Annotated in this window: 16 protein-coding genes and 1 pseudogene; 10 read left to right on the top strand and 7 right to left on the bottom strand. The window is 71.6% G+C overall.

All coding sequences use genetic code 11. The annotated features are described in order from the left end of the window. Window positions 1–379 precede the first annotated feature (379 nt). Together ACZ7EG_RS03305 and ACZ7EG_RS03300 are read left to right on the top strand one after the other, a co-directional pair. Window positions 380–859 carry a single-stranded DNA-binding protein gene (locus ACZ7EG_RS03305; protein WP_471071491.1) on the top strand — a complete coding sequence of 160 codons (480 nt, stop codon included), beginning with the start codon at window positions 380–382 and terminating at the stop codon, window positions 857–859. 275 nt (window positions 860–1,134) lie between these two features. Continuing rightward, entirely contained in the window at window positions 1,135–2,544 is a 1,410-nt protein-coding gene (locus tag ACZ7EG_RS03300; RefSeq protein ID WP_471071488.1) for a Cys-Gln thioester bond-forming surface protein, read from the top strand. 59 nt (window positions 2,545–2,603) lie between these two features. Here the strand turns inward: ACZ7EG_RS03300 and ACZ7EG_RS03295 are convergent, their stop codons facing one another. Beyond that, the gene (locus ACZ7EG_RS03295; protein ID WP_471071485.1) at window positions 2,604–3,005 is read right to left on the bottom strand and encodes a DUF4234 domain-containing protein; all 402 of its coding nucleotides are present in this window, start codon (window positions 3,003–3,005) and stop codon (window positions 2,604–2,606) included. A gap of 212 nt (window positions 3,006–3,217) precedes the next feature. Here ACZ7EG_RS03295 and ACZ7EG_RS03290 point away from each other — a divergent pair, with 212 nt between their 5' ends. From ACZ7EG_RS03290 to ACZ7EG_RS03260, 7 genes and pseudogenes are all read left to right on the top strand, one after another. Further along, window positions 3,218–3,559, top strand: coding sequence for a hypothetical protein (locus tag ACZ7EG_RS03290; protein WP_471071482.1), 342 nt, complete (start codon window positions 3,218–3,220; stop codon window positions 3,557–3,559). A gap of 20 nt (window positions 3,560–3,579) precedes the next feature. After that, on the top strand, window positions 3,580–3,939 hold the full coding sequence (locus ACZ7EG_RS03285; RefSeq protein WP_471071479.1) for a hypothetical protein: 360 nt from the start codon (window positions 3,580–3,582) through the stop codon (window positions 3,937–3,939). A gap of 200 nt (window positions 3,940–4,139) precedes the next feature. Beyond that, on the top strand, window positions 4,140–4,859 hold the full coding sequence (locus ACZ7EG_RS03280; RefSeq protein ID WP_471071476.1) for a hypothetical protein: 720 nt from the start codon (window positions 4,140–4,142) through the stop codon (window positions 4,857–4,859). A 121-nt stretch (window positions 4,860–4,980) separates the two neighbouring features. Beyond that, window positions 4,981–5,070: pseudogene (locus ACZ7EG_RS03275) on the top strand (GntR family transcriptional regulator); the annotation flags it as partial. 335 nt (window positions 5,071–5,405) lie between these two features. Continuing rightward, on the top strand, window positions 5,406–7,070 hold the full coding sequence (gene ettA / locus ACZ7EG_RS03270) for an energy-dependent translational throttle protein EttA (RefSeq protein WP_471071473.1): 1,665 nt from the start codon (window positions 5,406–5,408) through the stop codon (window positions 7,068–7,070). A gap of 6 nt (window positions 7,071–7,076) precedes the next feature. Further along, a complete protein-coding gene (locus ACZ7EG_RS03265; RefSeq protein ID WP_352099376.1) occupies window positions 7,077–7,490 on the top strand; it encodes an acyl-CoA thioesterase in 414 nt (137 codons plus the stop codon). Continuing rightward, window positions 7,487–8,155, top strand: a complete 669-nt coding sequence (locus ACZ7EG_RS03260; protein ID WP_471071470.1) for a DUF8185 domain-containing protein — start codon at window positions 7,487–7,489, stop codon at window positions 8,153–8,155. The genes ACZ7EG_RS03265 and ACZ7EG_RS03260 overlap by 4 nt, the downstream gene beginning before the upstream one ends. A 30-nt stretch (window positions 8,156–8,185) precedes the next feature. On the opposite strand, the gene ACZ7EG_RS03255 is transcribed toward ACZ7EG_RS03260, so the two are convergent. Then, window positions 8,186–8,599: a globin gene (locus ACZ7EG_RS03255; protein WP_471071467.1), complete on the bottom strand. Its 414-nt coding sequence runs from the start codon at window positions 8,597–8,599 to the stop codon at window positions 8,186–8,188. A gap of 79 nt (window positions 8,600–8,678) precedes the next feature. Between ACZ7EG_RS03255 and ACZ7EG_RS03250 the strand changes: the two genes are divergently transcribed. Further along, window positions 8,679–9,662, top strand: a complete 984-nt coding sequence (locus ACZ7EG_RS03250) for a methyltransferase domain-containing protein (RefSeq protein WP_471071465.1) — start codon at window positions 8,679–8,681, stop codon at window positions 9,660–9,662. A gap of 6 nt (window positions 9,663–9,668) precedes the next feature. Here ACZ7EG_RS03250 and ACZ7EG_RS03245 read toward each other — a convergent pair whose 3' ends face one another. The 5 genes from ACZ7EG_RS03245 to ACZ7EG_RS03225 all read right to left on the bottom strand — a co-directional run bounded on the left by ACZ7EG_RS03245 (window position 9,669) and on the right by ACZ7EG_RS03225 (window position 17,949). Next, on the bottom strand, window positions 9,669–11,135 hold the full coding sequence (locus tag ACZ7EG_RS03245) for an FHA domain-containing protein (protein ID WP_471071463.1): 1,467 nt from the start codon (window positions 11,133–11,135) through the stop codon (window positions 9,669–9,671). A 32-nt stretch (window positions 11,136–11,167) separates the two neighbouring features. Then, complete coding sequence (locus tag ACZ7EG_RS03240; RefSeq protein WP_471071460.1) at window positions 11,168–12,514, bottom strand: vWA domain-containing protein; 1,347 nt, start codon at window positions 12,512–12,514, stop codon at window positions 11,168–11,170. A 99-nt stretch (window positions 12,515–12,613) separates the two neighbouring features. Beyond that, on the bottom strand, window positions 12,614–14,029 hold the full coding sequence (locus ACZ7EG_RS03235; protein WP_471071457.1) for a PP2C family serine/threonine-protein phosphatase: 1,416 nt from the start codon (window positions 14,027–14,029) through the stop codon (window positions 12,614–12,616). 3 nt (window positions 14,030–14,032) lie between these two features. Then, entirely contained in the window at window positions 14,033–16,597 is a 2,565-nt protein-coding gene (locus tag ACZ7EG_RS03230; RefSeq protein WP_471071454.1) for a serine/threonine-protein kinase, read from the bottom strand. 17 nt (window positions 16,598–16,614) lie between these two features. Continuing rightward, the gene (locus ACZ7EG_RS03225) at window positions 16,615–17,949 is read right to left on the bottom strand and encodes a coiled-coil domain-containing protein (protein ID WP_471071450.1); all 1,335 of its coding nucleotides are present in this window, start codon (window positions 17,947–17,949) and stop codon (window positions 16,615–16,617) included. Between the last annotated feature and the right edge of the window lie 62 nt (window positions 17,950–18,011).

Raw genomic sequence — 18,011 nt, 5'->3', positions numbered from 1 at the left:
GTGCCGGGTGGGGCGGTGAGGGACGCTACGGCGGTGAGGTGCCGGGTGGGGCGGTGAGGTGACGCTACGGCGGTGAGGGACGCTACGGCGGTGAGGGACGCTACGGCGGTGAGGTGCCGGGTGGCGCGGTGATGTGCCGGGCGGAGTGGTGAGGTGCCGGGGGCGGCTGTGACGGGCCGGACGCGTTGCCCTCGCTCCTCCCGAGCCCACCCGCCGTCACCCCTGCGGGTGGCCGCGTTGTCCACAGGCCGGCGGTGGTCCACAGCGCTCAGCGGGCCCGGCCCGGCGGCGGCAGTCTGGCAGACACAGCCGTACGGGACGGGCCCGTACGCGTGTCGGCCCGGTGCGTAGCCGTAGTCCGGGCGAGGGAGGGTTCGCGATGAACGAGACGATGGTCTGTGCGGTGGGCAGGGTGGCGACGCAGCCGGTGTACCGGGAGATGGCGTCCGGCCCGTCGGCGAGGTTCCGGATGGCGGTGACCGCGCGCTACTGGGACCGCGAGAAGAACACGTGGACCGACGGGCACACCAACTTCTTCACGGTCTGGGCCAACCGCCAGTTGGCCACGAATACGGCGGCGTCGTTGACGGTCGGTGAGCCCGTGATCGTGCAGGGCAGGCTGAAGGTGCGGACCGACGTACGCGAGGGGCAGAGCTGGACGTCGGCGGACATCGACGCCGTGGCGATCGGTCACGATCTGGCGTGGGGCACCGCAGCCTTCAGGCGCGCGGGCAGGACGGAGACCGCTGCCCCCTTGCAGGCACAGTCCGAGCCCAACTGGGAGACGCCGTCCGAGGGTTCGGAGGAAGAGGCGGCTGCTCGTGCACAATCAGGCCCGGTCACAGCTGCTTTGACGTGACGTCACGCGGAAGGACCTGCCCGAACTGCGGCTTATCGGCGAGTGCGCACCGAACGACCAGGGGCGATTTGTCGATAAGCCCTGCTCGCCACGGTGGTTGGCGATAACGATTCCGATTCGGATCACTTGTCCGACCGTCTGACCGGCGGGCGGGGTCTCCCGCGTCCCTAGGATGCCGGACATGGCTCTCGGGACTTTTGTGTCCGGTGAGGCTTCTGATTCTGCAGGTGGGACCGTCCCCCCACATCAACGGGTCCTGCTCGAAGGGGAATTTGGTGTTTGCTTCGTTCTCTGAGCTGTTCGTACGCAGGCGAGGCGCGGCCCGCCTCGCCACCGCGACGGTGGTGTCCGGACTTGTCGCCGCGGGCGGGCTGGCCGGTGCCGGCCGGGCGGCCGCCGACGATACGACGCAGAGTCAGGGCGGGGCGGCCGCGACGATAGGCGGCCTCAAGACGTTCGGCGCGGCCGTCATACACGCCGGCACCGGTGACCAGGAGATCTCGGCGGGCCTGTTCGAGATGTCCGTCGACGGCGGCGGCATGCTGCAGACGTACTGCGTCGACCTCCACAACCCCACGCAGCGGGACGCCAAGTACCACGAGACGCCCTGGAGCGGCACGTCCCTGGGGGCCAACAAGGACGCCGGCAAGATCCGTTGGATCCTGCAGAACTCCTACCCCCAGGTGAACGACCTCGCGACGCTGGCCCGCAAGGCGGGCGTGCGGGGCGCGCTGACCGAGCAGGACGCGGCGGCCGGCACCCAGGTCGCGATCTGGCGCTACTCGGACGACGTGGCGGTCGACGCCCTCGACCCGCAGGCCGAGCAGCTCGCGGACTACCTGGAGAACAGCGCCCGCACCCTGCCCGAGCCCCGTGCCTCGCTCACTCTCGAACCGTCCGCGGTCTCCGGCCGGCCGGGCGAGCTGCTCGGACCGGTGACGGTGCGCACCAACGCCGGCAGCGCGACGGTCACCCCGCCCGCCGACGCCGCCACGAGCGGGGTGCGGGTCGTCGACAAGCAGGGCAAGGCCGTCACCTCCACGTCCGACGGCGGGCAGGTGTACTTCGACGTGCCGGAGGACGCGGCGGCGGGCACGTCGCAACTGACCGTGCAGGCCTCGACCACCGTGCCGGTCGGCCGGGCCTTCGCCTCCGAGAGCCGCAGCCAGACGCAGATCCTGGCCGGTTCCAGCGAGTCGACGGTGTCCGCGACGGCCGGGGCGACGTGGGCGAAGCAGGGCCCGGTCCCGGCGCTGTCGGCGGCGGAGAACTGCGCCGAGGGCGGCGTCGACATCATCGCGTCCAACAAGGGCGACGAGCCGTTCACCTTCGAACTGGCCGGGCTGCAGCACACCATTGCCGCGGGCGAGTCCCGCACGGTGACGGTCCCGCTCCAGGAGGACCAGGCCTACGACTTCACGATCCACGGCCCTGGCGGCTTCGAGAAGCGCTTCACCGGTCTGCTGGACTGCCTGACCCGCGGCAGCGACGCCGGTGTCACCACCCAGACCCTGAGCGAGCCCAGCCCGGCGACGGTGGGCGGCGCGGCCGCGGACACCAACCTGGCCGAGACGGGCGGCTCGGGCATCACGCCCCTGATCGCGGGGGTGGCCATCGGCTTCGTCCTGATCGGCGGGGCGACACTGATCGTGCTGCGACGCAGGGAGTCGACGGCGGGGGAATGACCCGGGCGGAGGCCGCTCCGGGCCCCGACCGTCGCCGCGCCAGGGCCGCACGGCGCACGTCAGGCGGCGAGAGGTACCTGCTCGCCCTCCGCCGGGATCTGGTAGTGAGCCCAGATCTGGTTCAACTCGTGCTGGTAGTAGAGCGGATACAGACCGGCCACGATGAAGAGGATGAGGCCGATCCAGGGATTGCACTCCTGCTCCAGCCCGGCGGACCGCTCCATACGGGCTATGCGCTCACCGGTGTTGTAGACCGAGATGAAGGGGGGAACGATCAGCAGCCAGCCGAGCGTGACAGCCACGACCGACATGGCCGGATTGACCTCGATCCGCTGATCGAAATCCCGGGCCTCGCGGTTGATTTTGTAGTACCAGACCAGGTGGTAGATCCCCAGTGTGATCAGCGGCCAGATCAGCCAGACGAGAAAGATGTTGCGGGTCTTACCAGCGCGACCAGACATGGTGCACCTCCCATATGTCCAGTGCACCACGATCAGGTGCCGGACGCGCGTGGTGATGTCCGCGGCGGCTCCTGGCGACCGGCACTGACAGGCCGGCCCTGCCGCCCGCAGTGAAACCGCAGGTCACAGCCCCCGCACCAGACGCGTTTCCGCCCAGGCCCGGCGGTACGGCAGTTGTGGCTGTGCAGCAGCGCAGCGCGTCATCATGAAGCATGGGGATTGATCTGGAGCTGCACTCGGCACGGCCGGCACGCAACAACTGGCGCAAGTCCCGCGCAACGCTCCTGCGGGGCTCCTGCGGGCACGGCGACGCACTGGCCGATGCGCTCGGCTCGCTCCAGTTCCTCGGAGTACCCGGAAGGCTCACCGCCGTCGATCCGTACGGAGACACGCTGATGAACGAGCAGGAGGCCGCGGCTGCCCTCCAGGAGATCCACGGCTTGAGGCGGAGTTGCGCTGATGAGCGTCAGCTCGCTGCGCTGGACGATCTGACAGCGATGCTGGAACGGTGCGCGGCTACCCCAGGCAGCTACTTGTGGTTCGCAGGCGACTGAGGCTCCGGCCAGCTTGCCGTGTGAGTGTCCGGCTGCGTGACAACGCCGACGGACAGCGGCGGACAACCGCGCACACCTGCGGACCACCGGATAGCGCGGTGATGCTTGCCCGGCGAGCTGTCGAGGTCGCTTACCGCGATCTGCTCGGCGGTACACGGTCCGTGCAAGAGGCTGCACGGCAGCTTGAGGGAAGGGGCCTGCCGCACTCAGTTGCCGAAACGATGGTTCGCCTTGCCCGACTGCGAGCCCGCGTCTCTCATGGCGATCACACCGTCTTTCCGGATGCGGCGTTCGACTTTGTCGCCAGCTGCGAAGTGGTGCTGGACCAACTCGAAGTCATCGGCCGACCCAACGTCGAGCTCTCAGAGGGCGGTTCGTGAGCTGATGCCCCTTTCCGGGTGACGTCGGGGCTGGGACGCTGGTTGTGGTGTTTGATCGGTTACTGCTTGCGGCTGCCCATGAGCAATGCCGAGCAGTTCCAATCGATCACGAGTGGTGGCCGGCTCGGTGCGACCAGGCGAGGGTGGTCGCAGCCAGAAAATGAGTATGCGGCTACGCGGCGTCAACCGATCATGTGGGTATGACCGATCAGCCGGCGATCAGTACCTTGACTTTGCAGCACAGGATTCCGGACGACTGGACGGCGGATCCCTGGGCCGAGGTGCGGCCTTTGATCGGCGGCGTTGACGTCCTGAAGGAGGTCCACCCGGAAGGGGTGGCACTCAGTTGCCGATACTGGACGGGGCCGGCCGAGAGCTGGCCGCTGGCGGTCACGGAGGAGCCCCGCCGGGTAATGATCTCCGAGCCGACTTGCACGGCCGGCTGCTGCGGCGCCCTGTACGTCACCATGCGCCGTGAGGGCGATCGGGTGATCTGGGACGCCTGGGAAAACACCAGCAGTATTACTGCCGTGCCGCCGGACTTCCGTTTCGATGCGGCCCAGTACGAGGCTGAACTCGCGCGGGCCGCGGCGGACCGCAGTTGGGAAGAGCCCGTGGACACCATTGCCCGGCTTCTCGAGCAGACTCTCTCGGACAGCGGTTGGTTCGAGCGGTGGGGCTGCGTCCTCATGGGCGTCTCGCCGCGACGTGAGGAGCCCGGCCTCCCCGAGGAGCTCACAAGCCCCGAGGGCGTTGATGTTGAGTTCCACCAGGTCCGGGGGCCGGGCGAGCGTACAGATTTCTACGGGTACGAGTTGCTCGTTACCCGCGGCCAGCCCGTGGAAGAGCAGGTACGGCGACTCGCGGCCCACATTCTGGCGGACGATCCCCGGAAGACTGCTGAGTTTCGAGAACGCTGAGGACCATGTGCAGGAACGCGCGTTACGAGAGGGCTCTTTGTATTCGTTGCGTGGCTTTTTCGTCGCTTGACGGTGTGGGATGCCTGCGGAATCTGCTGGTGCGCGGCCTGTGGTCTGATTGTCTGACCAGGGGCGGCCCGTCGAGACAGCGGACATCGTCGTGCCCGCCGCTCACTGCGAGATCGTCTACGAGATTCCGATCAGCCGGTAGGCGCAGGCTTTCGCTTGGGCGGGTTGTGCCGGTGCTTCGGTGCGTCCACGTCTTGCCAGTGGTGAGGGCGGTCAGTCGTGCCGTTCACGTCGCGACGGTGGCCCAATCCCGTACAGCGCTGCCATCGAGCGATCACCCCTGGGCCGTCTCCGGGCCGTGCGAGGGTGCCCGAGGCCGACCGATGGCGACCGACAGTGACAGTCGAGTCTCAGCCGCTCACCACGAACCCCCAGGTCACAGCCCCCTACTCATACGCGTTTCCACCCAGGGGTGGCGGTACGGCAAGATGGGGTGTATCTGCCCACTGCCAGTTTCAAGCTGCCGGACGGTTTCTCTTGGCTGAGTTCATTTACACCATGCGCAAGGCGCGCAAAGCGCACGGCGACAAGGTGATCCTCGACGACGTGACGACGAGCTTCCTCCCGGGAGCGAAGATCGGCGTCGTCGGCCCGAACGGCGCCGGCAAGTCGACGATCCTGAAGATCATGGCCGGCATCGAGCAGCCGTCCAACGGTGACGCCTTCCTCACTCCCGGTTACACGGTCGGCATCCTGCTCCAGGAGCCCCCGCTGAACGAGGAGAAGACCGTCCTGGAGAACGTCCAGGAGGGTGTCGCCGGGATCAAGGGCAAGCTCGACCGGTTCAACGAGATCGCCGAGCAGATGGCGACCGACTACACCGACGAGCTCATGAACGAGATGGGCAAGCTCCAGGAGGACCTCGACCACGCCAACGCGTGGGACCTGGACGCCCAGCTCGAGCAGGCCATGGACGCCCTGGGCTGCCCGCCCGGCGACTGGCCCGTCACCAACCTGTCCGGTGGTGAGCGCCGCCGCGTCGCGCTGTGCAAGCTGCTGCTGGAGCAGCCCGACCTGCTGCTGCTCGACGAGCCCACCAACCACCTCGACGCCGAGTCGGTGAACTGGCTGGAGCAGCACCTCGCCAAGTACCCGGGCACCGTCGTCGCGGTCACCCACGACCGGTACTTCCTCGACAACGTCGCCCAGTGGATCTGCGAGGTCGACCGCGGTCGCCTCTACCCCTACGAGGGCAACTACTCCAAGTACCTGGAGACCAAGGCCGCCCGCCTCAAGGTCGAGGGCCAGAAGGACGCCAAGCGGCAGAAGCGGCTCAAGGAAGAGCTGGAGTGGGTGCGGTCCAACGCCAAGGGGCGGCAGGCCAAGTCCAAGGCGCGTCTGGCCCGCTACGAGGAGATGGCCGCCGAGGCCGACAAGATGCGGAAGCTGGACTTCGAGGAGATCCAGATCCCGCCGGGCCCGCGCCTGGGCAACGTCGTCGTCGAGGTCAGCAACCTCAGCAAGGGCTTCGGCGACAAGCTGCTCATCGACGACCTCAGCTTCACGCTGCCCCGGAACGGGATCGTCGGGATCATCGGCCCGAACGGCGCCGGCAAGACCACCCTGTTCAAGATGATCCAGGGCATCGAGGAGCCGGACTCCGGCGCCATCAAGGTCGGCGACACCGTCAAGATCTCCTACGTCGACCAGAGCCGCGAGAACATCGACCCGAAGAAGTCGCTGTGGGCCGTGGTCTCCGACGAGCTGGACTACATCAACGTGGGCCAGGTCGAGATGCCGTCGCGTGCCTACGTCTCGGCCTTCGGTTTCAAGGGCCCGGACCAGCAGAAGCCGGCCGGCGTGCTCTCCGGCGGTGAGCGCAACCGCCTGAACCTCGCGCTCACCCTCAAGCAGGGCGGCAACCTGCTGCTCCTCGACGAGCCGACCAACGACCTCGACGTCGAGACCCTCTCCAGCCTGGAGAACGCGCTGCTGGAGTTCCCGGGTGCGGCCGTGGTCGTCTCCCACGACCGGTGGTTCCTGGACCGAGTGGCCACGCACATCCTCGCCTACGAGGGCGAGTCCAAGTGGTTCTGGTTCGAGGGCAACTTCGAGTCCTACGAGAAGAACAAGATCGAGCGGCTCGGTCCGGACGCCGCGCGTCCGCACCGCGCCACCTACAAGAAGCTGACCCGGGGCTGATCGATCTTGCGGCACATCTACCGCTGCCCGCTGCGCTGGGCGGACATGGACGCGTACGGCCACGTCAACAACGTGGTGTTCCTCCGCTACCTGGAGGAAGCCCGTATCGACTTCCTGTTCCGCCCGGAGAAGGACTTCAAGCAGGGGTCCGTGGTGGCACGCCATGAGATCGACTACAAGCGGCAGCTCGTGCACCGGCACCACCCGGTGGACATCGAGCTGTGGGTCACCGAGATCAGGGCCGCGTCCTTCACCCTCACCTACGAGGTGAAGGACGGCGACCAGGTCTACGTGCGGGCCTCGACGGTGATCGTGCCGTTCGACTTCGAGGCGCAGCGCCCGCGCCGGATCACCGCGGAGGAGCGGGAGTTCCTCCGCGAGTACATGGATGACGCCGAGGAGGAGGCCGTCGCGGCATGACGGTGCTCCACCTCGCCGACGAGGGGGAGGCGGCGGATCTCGCGGCCTTCCTCTCCCGGCTGCTCCACTACGACCGCGGGGCCGCGGTGCGTCTGCAGGCGGCGGGCACCGCACTGGCCGTCTTCGGGCGGCCGCCGTCCTTCGAGGTGCTCGCCGTGCGGGCGGTGCGGCTGGCGAAGCCGTACGAGAAGGGGCTCGAGGCCACGCTGGACGTGACCGTGTCCGCCGGTGAGTTCCTGGAGACGGTGGACGAGAAGGCCGCCACGGCCGTCGTGCCGAGCGCCGTGACCGGGCCGCCGTGGGCGGGTGTGCTGCCGCCCCGTGGCGACTGGCGGGCCGAGCCGGGGCTGCCGGCGCCGGAGGCGCTGCGCGAGCTCGTGGCCGCGGTGATCGCCGAGTTCCGCTCGCGTACGCAGGAGTTGCCCCCCGAGGGGCGGACGCGCGCCGAACTGGACCGGATCGGGCGGGACGTCTGGTCCCGTACGGTCGGGGACACCCGGCTGCCCGTCCGGGCCGTGCACGCGGCGCAGTCGCTCGGCTTCCTGCGCCCCGGTGCGCCGCTGGGGCTGTTCTCGTCGGGCGCGTGGCTGAGGCTGCGCACGCCGTACGGGTCCGTCGCCGTACGACGTGCCGGGCTCGGGGCGCTGGACGTCAGCGTCCGCTGAGCAGCGCCGCCCGACCAGGCGCCGCAGGCGTCAGCCCGCGGTGTTGACCATCGAGGCCGCCGCGTACGTCAGGTACTTCCACAACGTGTGCTCGTGCTCCTCGGACAGGCCGAGCTCCTCGACGGCGACCCGCATGTGCTTCAGCCACGCGTCGTGCGCCGCCCGGTCGACCGCGAAGGGGGCGTGCCGCATCCGCAGCCGCGGGTGGCCGCGGTTCTCGCTGTACGTCGTGGGGCCGCCCCAGTACTGGATGAGGAACAGCGCGAGGCGCTCCTCGGCCGGGCCCAGATCCTCCTCGGGATACATCGGCCGCAGCAGCGGGTCCTCGGCGACTCCCTCGTAGAAACGGTGGACGAGCCGACGGAAGGTCTCCTCCCCGCCGACCTGTTCGTAGAAGGTCTGCTCCTGAAGCGTGCCGCGCCGAATCTCATTCACGCGATCCATGGTCTCAGACGCCCCGGCATAGGACTCAAGACCTAGGACCCTGCCCCTGCTGCCCGGACACTGCCCCTACTGTGGAGACATGGGCGGGCACGTACCCGGCAGGGAAATCGACGGTCTCGCGGCCGCCGCGCGGGCGGCGCTGGTGCGGCGGATCGAGGCGAGCGGGGCCTGGGCCGCCGACCCGGCCTGGCGGGAGGCCTTCGCGGCCGTCCCGCGGCACCTCTTCGTGCCGTACTACTACGTCGGTGTCGCCGGCGGCTACGAGCGCCGCTGGGGCGAGAGCGCCGACCCCGGGGCGCGGGAGCGGTGGCTGCGGGGCGCCTACGAGGACACTCCGCTGGCCACCCGGCTGCGCGACGGCGAGCTGCTCTCCTCCAGCAGCCAGCCGTCCCTGATGGCGGACATGCTGGCCGCGCTGGGCGTCGAGGACGGTCACACGGTCCTGGAGATCGGCGCCGGCACCGGCTACAACGCGGCGCTGCTGGCCCACCGGTTGGGCGACGACAAGGTCACGACCGTCGATCTCGACCCGGAGATCACCGAGTCGGCCCGCCGGCACCTGGCCGCGGCCGGGTACCACCCGGCCGTCGTCACCGGCGACGGCGCCCGGGGCGTGCCCGAGCGTGCGCCGTTCGACCGGATCATCGCCACCTGCGCCCTGGGCGGCGTCCCGCGCGCCTGGGTGGCCCAGAGTCGCCCCGGGGGCCGGATCCTGATGCCGCTCGCCACCGGCCTGATCGTGCTCACGGTGACCGCCGCGGGGCGCGCCGAGGGGCGTTTCCTGCACACGCCCGCCTACTTCGTGCCGCTGCGCGGCGCCGGCCGGCCCGGGGGCGAGCCGGTCCAGCTGGGCGGGGTGCCGCACCGGGCGCGGGAGCACGACCTGTTGCGGTTCCTGCTGGCCCTGACTCGCGGCAGCCTGGATCCGCAGGAGGCCCACGCGCTGTGGGAGCAGGAGGGCAGGCCGCAGCGCGAGCGCTACGGCATCACGGTCGGGGAGGACCGGGAATGGGCCTGGCTGGACGACCCGGAGGGGCCGTACGCCTGGCCCCTCCCGTCGTGAACGGCCTCAGCCGCGGCGGATCGTGATCGTCGTCCAGGCGCCCACGTGGACCCGGTCGCCGTCCTGGAGCGGTACGGGGACGAAGGGCTGGATCGGTTCGTCCGAGCCGTTGACCGTCGTGCCGTTCGTCGAGTTCTGGTCGACGACCGCCCAGCTGCCGTCCGGCTGCTGGACCAGCACCGCGTGCTGGTGCGAGACGCCCGGGTCCTCCGGCGGCGTCGACAGGTCGATGTCGGGGGTGTCGCCGGTGGAGTGCCGGCGGCGGCCGATCGTGAGCTGGTTGCCGGTGAGCGTGCGCTGCTGCTCGGGTGAGTACGCGGGCAGGTTCAGGCCCGCGGCCTCGGGGCCGGAGCGCTGCATCATCGCCATGAAGTAGTCGCGGTCCGGGCCGATGGTCGCGGTCCACGTCGCGGGTCCCTGCGACGCCTGGGGCTGCTGCGGGAAGCCGCCGGGGCCGGGCGGGGCCTGGGTCGCGCCGGGCTGCGGGTAGCCGTAGCCGCCCTGACCGGGGCCGCCGGGGCCGCCCGGGCCGGACGTCGGCGGGGAGATCACCCAGTCGTCGTCACCGCCGCCGAAGGACGGACCGCCCTGCTGCGGGGGCCGCTGGGTCTCCTGCGGGAATCCGGGCGGGGCCGGCGGGCCGGACTGGTGGAACGCCTGCGGAGCACCGGGACCGCCGGGACCACCGGGACCACCGGGGCCAGGCGGGGGCGGGACCGGCCGCGAAGGGTCGGCACCGAAGCCACCGGGACCACCCGGGCCGCCGGGACTGCCGGGACCACCCGGGCCACCGGGACCCCCTGGGCCGGGAGGGCCGCCGAAGCCGCCGGGACCACCCGGACCGGGAGGGCCGCCGAAGCCGCCGGGGCTGCCGGGGCCGCCAGGGCCGGGCTGGGTCGGGGCGGGGCCGGGCTGCGGGTAGCCGTAGCCACCGCCCTGAGGGCCGCCGGGGCCGCCGGGGCCACCCGGGCCGGGGCGGCCGGACGGGTCGCCGCCGAACGGCGGGATCGGCTCGGCCGGGCGGTTCACCTGCGACGGGCGGGAGCCCTGGTACTCGTAGGAGTCATCGCCGCCGTACGACGGGCCGGGGGGCGGGCCGCCCTGCCGGCCCGGTGGCTGGAAACGCACGCCCGGACCGGGCGGCGGGGCCGCGGGGGTGTACGACGTCGCCGTGTTCGTCAGGAAGTTCCACCGGCACTCCTCGCAGAACGGCGCGCCACCCTCACGGGGCGTGCGGCACTGCGGGCAGAGCTCCGGCTCGGCGTTCGGTACGGCGGACAGGTGCGGCGGGCGTCCACCGGGCTGGCCGCCGGGGCCCTGCGGGCCGCCCTGGCCGGCGGGGGGCGGGAAGCCGTAGCCGCCGGGCGGGGGCGGCGGGGGAGGAGGCGGAGGCACGGCACCCGCCATGCGGTGACCGCAGACCTCGCACCAGTCGTCGGAACCCGACTGGTGTCCGTTCGGGCAGGTCGGCATGTCGGCGCGTCCCTCCTTCGATCTCTTCTAGGTCACTTCTTGACGCGAACGGTCTTGGTGGAACGGGTTTCGAGCGTCATCTCGTCAGCCTCCGCGACCTTCGCCTTCAGTCGCACAGTACCGGTCGCGGCATCGACCACGTCCACCACCTTCGCAAGCAGTTTCGCAGTATCGGCGTTCCCGGAGGCACTCGCGAGCTGAACGGCCCGGCCCAGTTTGGCGGTTGCTCCGTCCATATCTCCGGACTTGCGAAGATCCAGCCCTTGCTGGATGACTTGTGCCAGTTCGGCCTGCCCGGTGTAGTGGGCGACCTGAGGGTTGATCGACGTCGAGGCGACCATGTCGTCCGTCCACACGGCCCGCACGAGGCCCTGCGCGCCGAGGTTCTGGACGCTGCCGTCGGGCTGCGGAACGACCAGTGAGATCCGGCCCGCCAGCATCTCCTGCCCGATGTTCGCGACCGGGACCTCGATGCAGACGTGGTAGTCACGCGACTCGTCTCCCCAGGAACCAAGGGGGTAGTCGCCGGCGCGCGGACCCGCCTCGGTGCGCCGGCCGGTCAGGTCCTCGACCGTCGGTGCGACCTGCTTGACGAACTTCACGGTCGTGTCGACGGGGGTCCACAGCCGCAGGGAGACGTCCGCGACCTCCTTGCCCATCGCCGTCTCCATCATCTGCGTGAAGTCCGCGGCGAGCGCGGCCGGATCGGCGACGATGTCGGCGGTGCCGAGCAGGGCGGAGGCGATCCCTGTGACTTCTTTCACTTCCCAGTCGGTGCCCACGCCGCGTGCGTCACACGTGAAGCGCCCGGCGCACGCGTCGAGGGCCGCCTTCAGGTCCTGGGGCGACTCGTGTTCGTTGCGGCCGTCGGTGAGCAGGATGCCGTGCCGGATCGCGACGTCCGCGGAGGACAGCAGGCGGTCGGCCAGTTTCAGCCAGGTGCCGATGGCCGTGCCGCCGCCCGCGCTGAGCGAGCGCAGTGCCTGCTTGGCCTGCTCGCGGGTGGTGGCGTCGGCGACCGCGACCCGGCCACCGCCCGGGTAGATCTCCTTCGCCACGTGTGTCCCGCCGATCACCGCGAAGTGCACGCCGTCGCGCAGGGTGTCGATCGCGGCGGCCGTGGCGTCGCGGGCGTTGCGCATCTTGGTCGGCGGGTAGTCCATCGAACCCGAGCAGTCGACCATGATCGCCACGGCCGCCGACGGGCCCTGGCCGGGCGAGTAGAGGTGGGGCGCCGCGACCGCACTGCCTACCGTGCCGCCCCCGGTCGCCGTCACCGTGACGATGGCGTTGACCTCGGCGGCGCCCTCCGGCAGGTACTCGTTCTGGTACACGTCCACCGAGAACTGGGGCACGTTCGACTTCGAGAAATTGGCCATGCCTGCTTCGATCCCCCTCCAAAGCCCCCGCCGTGGCGGGGTGATGACGGTAGGCGGACCGGTCCCCTCCGGTCCGCCGAGGCGTCCCCGTACGTGGCCTCAGGCCGATCCTGCCCCCTGGGGCACGGCCGGGAACGGCACGAGCGCCACTGTTACGTTGTCGTGGCCCCCGCCGTCCAGGGCGTGGCCGACGAGCACCCGGGCGCTGTGCAGCGGATGCGTGGCCGCGTCGAGCGGGACGACCCGGGCCATCTCCTCGGCCGCCTCGGCGTAGTTCCACAGGCCGTCGGTGCAGACCACCACCACACCGGGCCGGTCCGGCTTGAACGCGGCGGTGTGCGGTTCCAGCTCGTAGGCGTCCGCGCCGAGCCAGCCGGTGATCGCGTGGGCGCGTTCGTCGGCGTAGGCCTCGGCCTCGTTCATCAGGCCCGCGGCGACCATCTGGGCGGCCCAGGAGTCGTCCTCGGTGAGCCGGGCGGGGGGAGCGCTGCGGTCGACCGGGACCCAGTAGGCGCGGCTGTCGCCGACCCAGCCGACGATCAGCAGGCCCGACGTCACCACGGCGCCGACGATGGTGCAGGCGGGGGCGTTCTGGTGAGGGGCCTGCTCCAGGGCAGTGGCGGGCTCCGCGGCGAGCGAGTTGACGGCGCGCGAGGCGGCGAGGATCGCGTCGTGCATGGCCTGCTGCGGGTGGGTGCCGCGCGGCAGGGCCGCCAGCAGCGTCTCGCCCGCCGCCCTGGACGCCGCAGCGGAGGCGTCGTCGGGGCGGGTCGCCGAGGAGACGCCGTCGCAGACGATCGCGACGGAGGCGGGGGACCCGTCGGGCAGCGCTGTGGTGCCGATGGCGAACGCGTCCTCGTTGCGGTGGTGGCGCAGGCCGCGGTCGCTGACCGCGGCCACCGGGCCGGACTCCTGCTCCATGTGGTCCCGTTCGCGCGGCTGGGCGTGGCCGCAGTTCTCGCAGTAGCCGTCGTCGTCCACGCGGCCGGCCCGGCAGGCGACGCAGACCTTGCCGCCGGTGCCCGCGGCCTGGGCCGCCGGCTCGGCGGACACCCGTGGGTCCGGTGCCTGGAGGAGGTACTCGTCGGGCTGTGTCTGGTAGATCTCCGGCGACGCGGCAGACCCGTCGGGCTGCGGCGGCCGGTCGAACCGCACACCCCCGGCCACGGCCGGCGGGGCGCTCGGCGGCGGGGGTGTCTGCGGCGGCAGGGCGGAGCCGCCCGAGTCCGTGCCCGGGAGGTCCGTCGGCAGGTGCACCGCGTCCGGGGCGCCCGTGCCGTCCGGCCCGGGAGCGGGCCAGGCCGTGCCGGCGGGGGGCGCCGACGGCGGCTCGGGATACTCACCGGCCGGAGCACCCTGGGCGGGCACCGAGCCGTTCATGGTGATGGTCGGGTTGTCCTGCGGCCGTTCCGGCACGGCGGACAGGTCGTATCCGCACGCGCCGCAGAAACGGTCACCCGACTCGAGGGGTTCCTCGCAACTCGGGCAGGCGGACAACTGGGGCATCTGCGACATCAACTACACCCACGTCCGGGGGCGGTAACGGTTGGCACGTTCCACCAGGTCGATCCTCTCCTCGCCGCCCCGCGCCAGCCGGGCCAGCGTGCGGTACGAGCGTTCCAGACCGAAACGCAGGCCCCGCTCGTCCAGGCCGCTGCCGAGCAGCGTCCGTCCCCCGGCGGCGGGAGGGGCGGAACCCTGGCCCCCGGAGAGTACCCAGTCCAGCGCGCAACCGAGGACTTCGGCCGACAACTGCTCGCGCCGCGCCGGATCCAGACCGTACTCCTCCAGCGCCTCGACCTGCGCGGCGGCCGCCGTCAGATCCCCCAGGAACGCCGCGTCGGCGGCGGTCGCCGTGCGCTGCCGCAGCCGCGCCCGGACGGCCGCGACCCGCGCCGCCGTGTAGTGGATGGACGACTCCGGGACCGACTCCAGCGTGCGTACGGCACCATGCCGGTCCCCGGTCGCCAGCTGGACGCGGGCCAGGCCGAACGCGGCGCTCACATAGCTCGGGTCGGTCGACCACACCAGCCGGTAGTACTCGGCGGCGTTGTCGAGCTGGCCCAGCACCTCCGCGCACAGGCCCAGCGCCAGCTTGGGCGCGATCTCGCCCGGGAAGGCGTCGTAGATCGCGTCGAAGGCAAGGGCGGCGCCCTCGTCGTCGCCGGTCACCAGGGCGGCCAGGCCCCGGTACCAGACCACCCGCCAGTCGTCGGGCCGTTCGCCCTCCAGCGAGACCAGCGCCTGCAGGGCCGAGGCCGGATCGCCGGTCTCCAGCAAGGCCCGGATCTGCCTCAGCCGCGTCTCGATCGACGGGGCCGGGGCGGCCGCCAGAGCGCCGAGCAGCTCGCCCGGCGCCGAGGTCATCAGACCGGCCAGGAAACCGGCGTTGGGGTCGGTCGGGTCGACACGCGGGACGGGCAGGGCGAACGCGGCGGCGGGCGTGTGGACGGGCTTGACGAGGCTGTGCACGGGCCCGGGCCGCTGCGGATCGGGCAAGGCGGCGGGAGCGCCGGCGCGAGCCCGGGCCCGCAGCACCCGGGCCCCCAGGCGGGACACCTCGCCGTCCAGCCTCGGGAACAACTCCGTGTCGGTGACCCGCAGTTCCGGACCGAAGAGCGTGGACAGGGCCGGTCGGGCGCGGCCCGTCTGCAGGGAGACGACCTCCCGCAGGACGCCCGTCAGCTGCTCGGTCATCTCCTGCGCGGAGGCGAACCGGCGGGCCGGGTCGGGATCCGTGGCACGGACCAGGAGCCGGTAGAACGACTCGTACTGCCGGAACACCTCGATGTGGTCCGGGTCGGGCAGGGAGTCGGCGTAGACGTTCGTGTAGCCCTGGAAGTCGAAGGTCATGACCGCGAGGGTGCGGGCGACGGTGTAGAGGTCGCTCGCCACCGACGGGCCCACCTCGGCCACCTCCGGAGCCTGGTAGCCGACCGTGCCGTAGATGGCCGACTCCTCGTCGTCCATCCTGCGCACCGCACCCATGTCGATCAGCTTGAGCTGGTCCTCGGTCTGGATGGCGTTGTCGACCTTGAAGTCGCAGTACAGCAGGTTCCGGCTGTGCAGGTGACCGAGCGCCTCCAGCGCCTCGATGCCGTACGCGCAGGCCTGCTCCACCGGCAGCGGGTCCCGTCTGCCCTGCGCGGTGCGGCGGGCGTTGGCGATCTCCTTGAGGGACTTGCCGCCGACGTACTCCATGACGATGTAGCCGTCGAGCGAACCCGTGCGCTGGTCGAGGTGCTCCACGAAGTTGTAGATCCGCACGATGTTGGCGTGCTCGATCTCCGCGAGGAAACGGCGCTCGGAGATCGCCGCCGCCATCGCGTCCTGGTCGCCCGTGTCCAGCAGGCCCTTGAGGACCACCCAGCGGTCCGAGACCGCCCGGTCGACGGCGAGGTAGATCCAGCCCAGGCCGCCGTGCGCCAGGCAGCCGACCACCTCGTACTGGCCGTGCACCACGTCCCCGGCCTTCAGCTTCGGCACGAACGAGTACGGATGGCCGCACTTGGTGCAGAAGCCCTCCGTACGTCCCGGCCGGTCGCCGCGTGCCCGGCCCACCGGGGCGCCGCAGTCGGAGCGTGAGCAGAACCGCTTCCGCTCGGGCACCTCGGGGTTGTCCAGGACCATCTCGCGCGGGTCGGGCCGCGGGATCGGCGGCACCTGCACCAGCCCGGCGCCCAGCCGGCCCCGGGACCCGGAACCGGCGGTCGAGCCGGAGCTGCGCACCGACACCGAGCGGCCCGTCGGCCCGCCCGACAGGGACCGCGAAAGACGCCCCGACACCGAGCGGCGGGACTTCGACGACTGGGACGACGTCCGCGAACTGCCGCTGCCGGAACGCGAACTGCCGCTGCCGGCGGATCCGCGGGAGCCGCCCCTGCCCCCGGCGGTGATGCCGGTGGGAGGCGAACCGACCATGCCTGCCCCGGAGGTCGGACCCCCCGGCGCGACGACCGGGGCCAGACCGCAGGTGTCGCAGTACAGTTCACCGCCGCCGACGTCCTCGTACGTGCCCTCGCAACTCGGGCGCTGACAGGTGCGTGGCGGTGCGCCGGCCGGCTCGTGCGGTGCCTGACTCATGGACTCCCCCTCGTCGCTCACGCGCCCGGCCCCCTCCGGTCGTCCTCCGGCACGCCCTGCTCCGGCGGCCGCGGGCCGCCGAGCAGTTCCACTGCCGCGTGCTGGAAGCGCAGCACCGCCTGCTCCGCGGCACGCAGGTCGCAGGGGGCGCTCCACAGCATGCGGCGCGCCTTCTCGTACCGCTCCACCAGCAGCGTGTCCTCGGCGAAGCCGTGCCGGGCGACCTTCGCCTTGTACGCGTCGAGACGGCCGCGCAGCTCGGCGCGGACCGCCAGCGGGGCGGTGACCGCCGTCAACGACTCGCGGGCGCGCAGCAGTTCGTCCTCGGCCTTCTGCTCCAGCGACTCCAGCAGCGGGGAGAGCCGGTGCCACTGCGCCTGCCTGCGGTACTCGGCCGCCGCCGCCAGCTGCTCCTGCAGCACGGTCGGCGGCCCGCTGACCACCGGCACCTCCGTCGCCGCGATCTTCGCGAGGACCTCGCCGCGTGCCGTGCGCGCCTCGGCGAGCGTGCGGTCCGCGCGGCTGAGGATGTCCCGCAGCCGCACGATCCGCTGCTCGGCGTCCTGGCGGACCGTCAGTACCGCGTCGATCTCCCGGCGTACGTCCTCCAGGGCGCGGGCCTCGCGGTCGTACACCGTCGTGTCCGGTCTGCCGCCGCCCGGCGCCGAACTGCCCTCCGCGGCCAGCCAGAACGCCAGCGGGTCCGAGATCACCTGCTCGCGCAGCCTGGTCAGTACCCGCGTGATGCGCTCCAGGTCGTCACCGGCCGGGTGCTCGCCGGGGCGCACGCCGACCGAGTGGGCGAGCCGGCGGGTGCGCTGGAGTTCGGCGGCGAGCAGGTCTATCCGGGCCGGCAGCGCCGACCAGACCGCGTCCGCGGCGACCACCATGTCCAGGCTCGCCGCGTACAGCTCGTTCATCCGGTCGACGAGGGCGCTGAGCGAGAGGCGTTCGCTGAGTCTGGTCGGTCCGGAGTGCAGCGTCGGGGCGTTGGCCGTCGCCGTGGCGCTGCCCGCGACGGTGACCGAGTCGCCGTTCAGGAGCTCCGTCAGCTCCACCAGGTCCTCGCGGCTGGACCAGCGACGGCGGGCCCGGATGTCGCGGGCGGAGCGCAGCGCGTCGGTGTACGTGTCGAAGTAGGTCCACAGCAGCGTGATCGACGCCTCCGTGGACGTCCAGCGCTCCTGGGTGACGCCGGTGAGCTCGGCGCCCTCCAGGAGTCTGCGGCCCGCGTGGTCCTGCAGGGCGAGGAGCGAGGTCTCGATCGCCTCGTGCTCCGCGCCGAGCCGCGCCAGCGCACGGTCCACCTCGTCCCGGTCCATCACCGGCCCGGTGGGTCCCGTGGCGCCCATCGATCACCTCTCGCTGCGGTAGTGCCCGTCGGGGCGTTCTCGGTCGTGGTCCGGCTGTGTGC

It is taken from the genome of Streptomyces sp. NPDC037100 (genome assembly GCF_055606225.1).
Note: the sequence above shows the minus strand (reverse complement) of the source record. Positions and strands in the feature narration are given on the sequence as shown.

Bases quoted from the DNA above. Each gene is read 5' to 3' on its own strand.
- ACZ7EG_RS03295 (WP_471071485.1), bottom strand. From the start codon at position 3,005: ATGTCTGGTCGCGCTGGTAAGACCCGCAACATCTTTCTCGTCTGGCTG.
- ACZ7EG_RS03305 (WP_471071491.1), top strand. From the start codon at position 380: ATGAACGAGACGATGGTCTGTGCGGTGGGCAGGGTGGCGACGCAGCCG.
- ACZ7EG_RS03260 (WP_471071470.1), top strand. From the start codon at position 7,487: ATGACGGTGCTCCACCTCGCCGACGAGGGGGAGGCGGCGGATCTCGCG.
- ACZ7EG_RS03250 (WP_471071465.1), top strand. From the start codon at position 8,679: ATGGGCGGGCACGTACCCGGCAGGGAAATCGACGGTCTCGCGGCCGCC.
- ACZ7EG_RS03255 (WP_471071467.1), bottom strand. From the start codon at position 8,599: ATGGATCGCGTGAATGAGATTCGGCGCGGCACGCTTCAGGAGCAGACC.
- ACZ7EG_RS03290 (WP_471071482.1), top strand. From the start codon at position 3,218: ATGGGGATTGATCTGGAGCTGCACTCGGCACGGCCGGCACGCAACAAC.
- ACZ7EG_RS03235 (WP_471071457.1), bottom strand. From the start codon at position 14,029: ATGTCGCAGATGCCCCAGTTGTCCGCCTGCCCGAGTTGCGAGGAACCC.
- ACZ7EG_RS03245 (WP_471071463.1), bottom strand. From the start codon at position 11,135: ATGCCGACCTGCCCGAACGGACACCAGTCGGGTTCCGACGACTGGTGC.
- ACZ7EG_RS03280 (WP_471071476.1), top strand. From the start codon at position 4,140: ATGACCGATCAGCCGGCGATCAGTACCTTGACTTTGCAGCACAGGATT.
- ACZ7EG_RS03240 (WP_471071460.1), bottom strand. From the start codon at position 12,514: ATGGCCAATTTCTCGAAGTCGAACGTGCCCCAGTTCTCGGTGGACGTG.
- ACZ7EG_RS03230 (WP_471071454.1), bottom strand. From the start codon at position 16,597: ATGAGTCAGGCACCGCACGAGCCGGCCGGCGCACCGCCACGCACCTGT.
- ACZ7EG_RS03225 (WP_471071450.1), bottom strand. From the start codon at position 17,949: ATGGGCGCCACGGGACCCACCGGGCCGGTGATGGACCGGGACGAGGTG.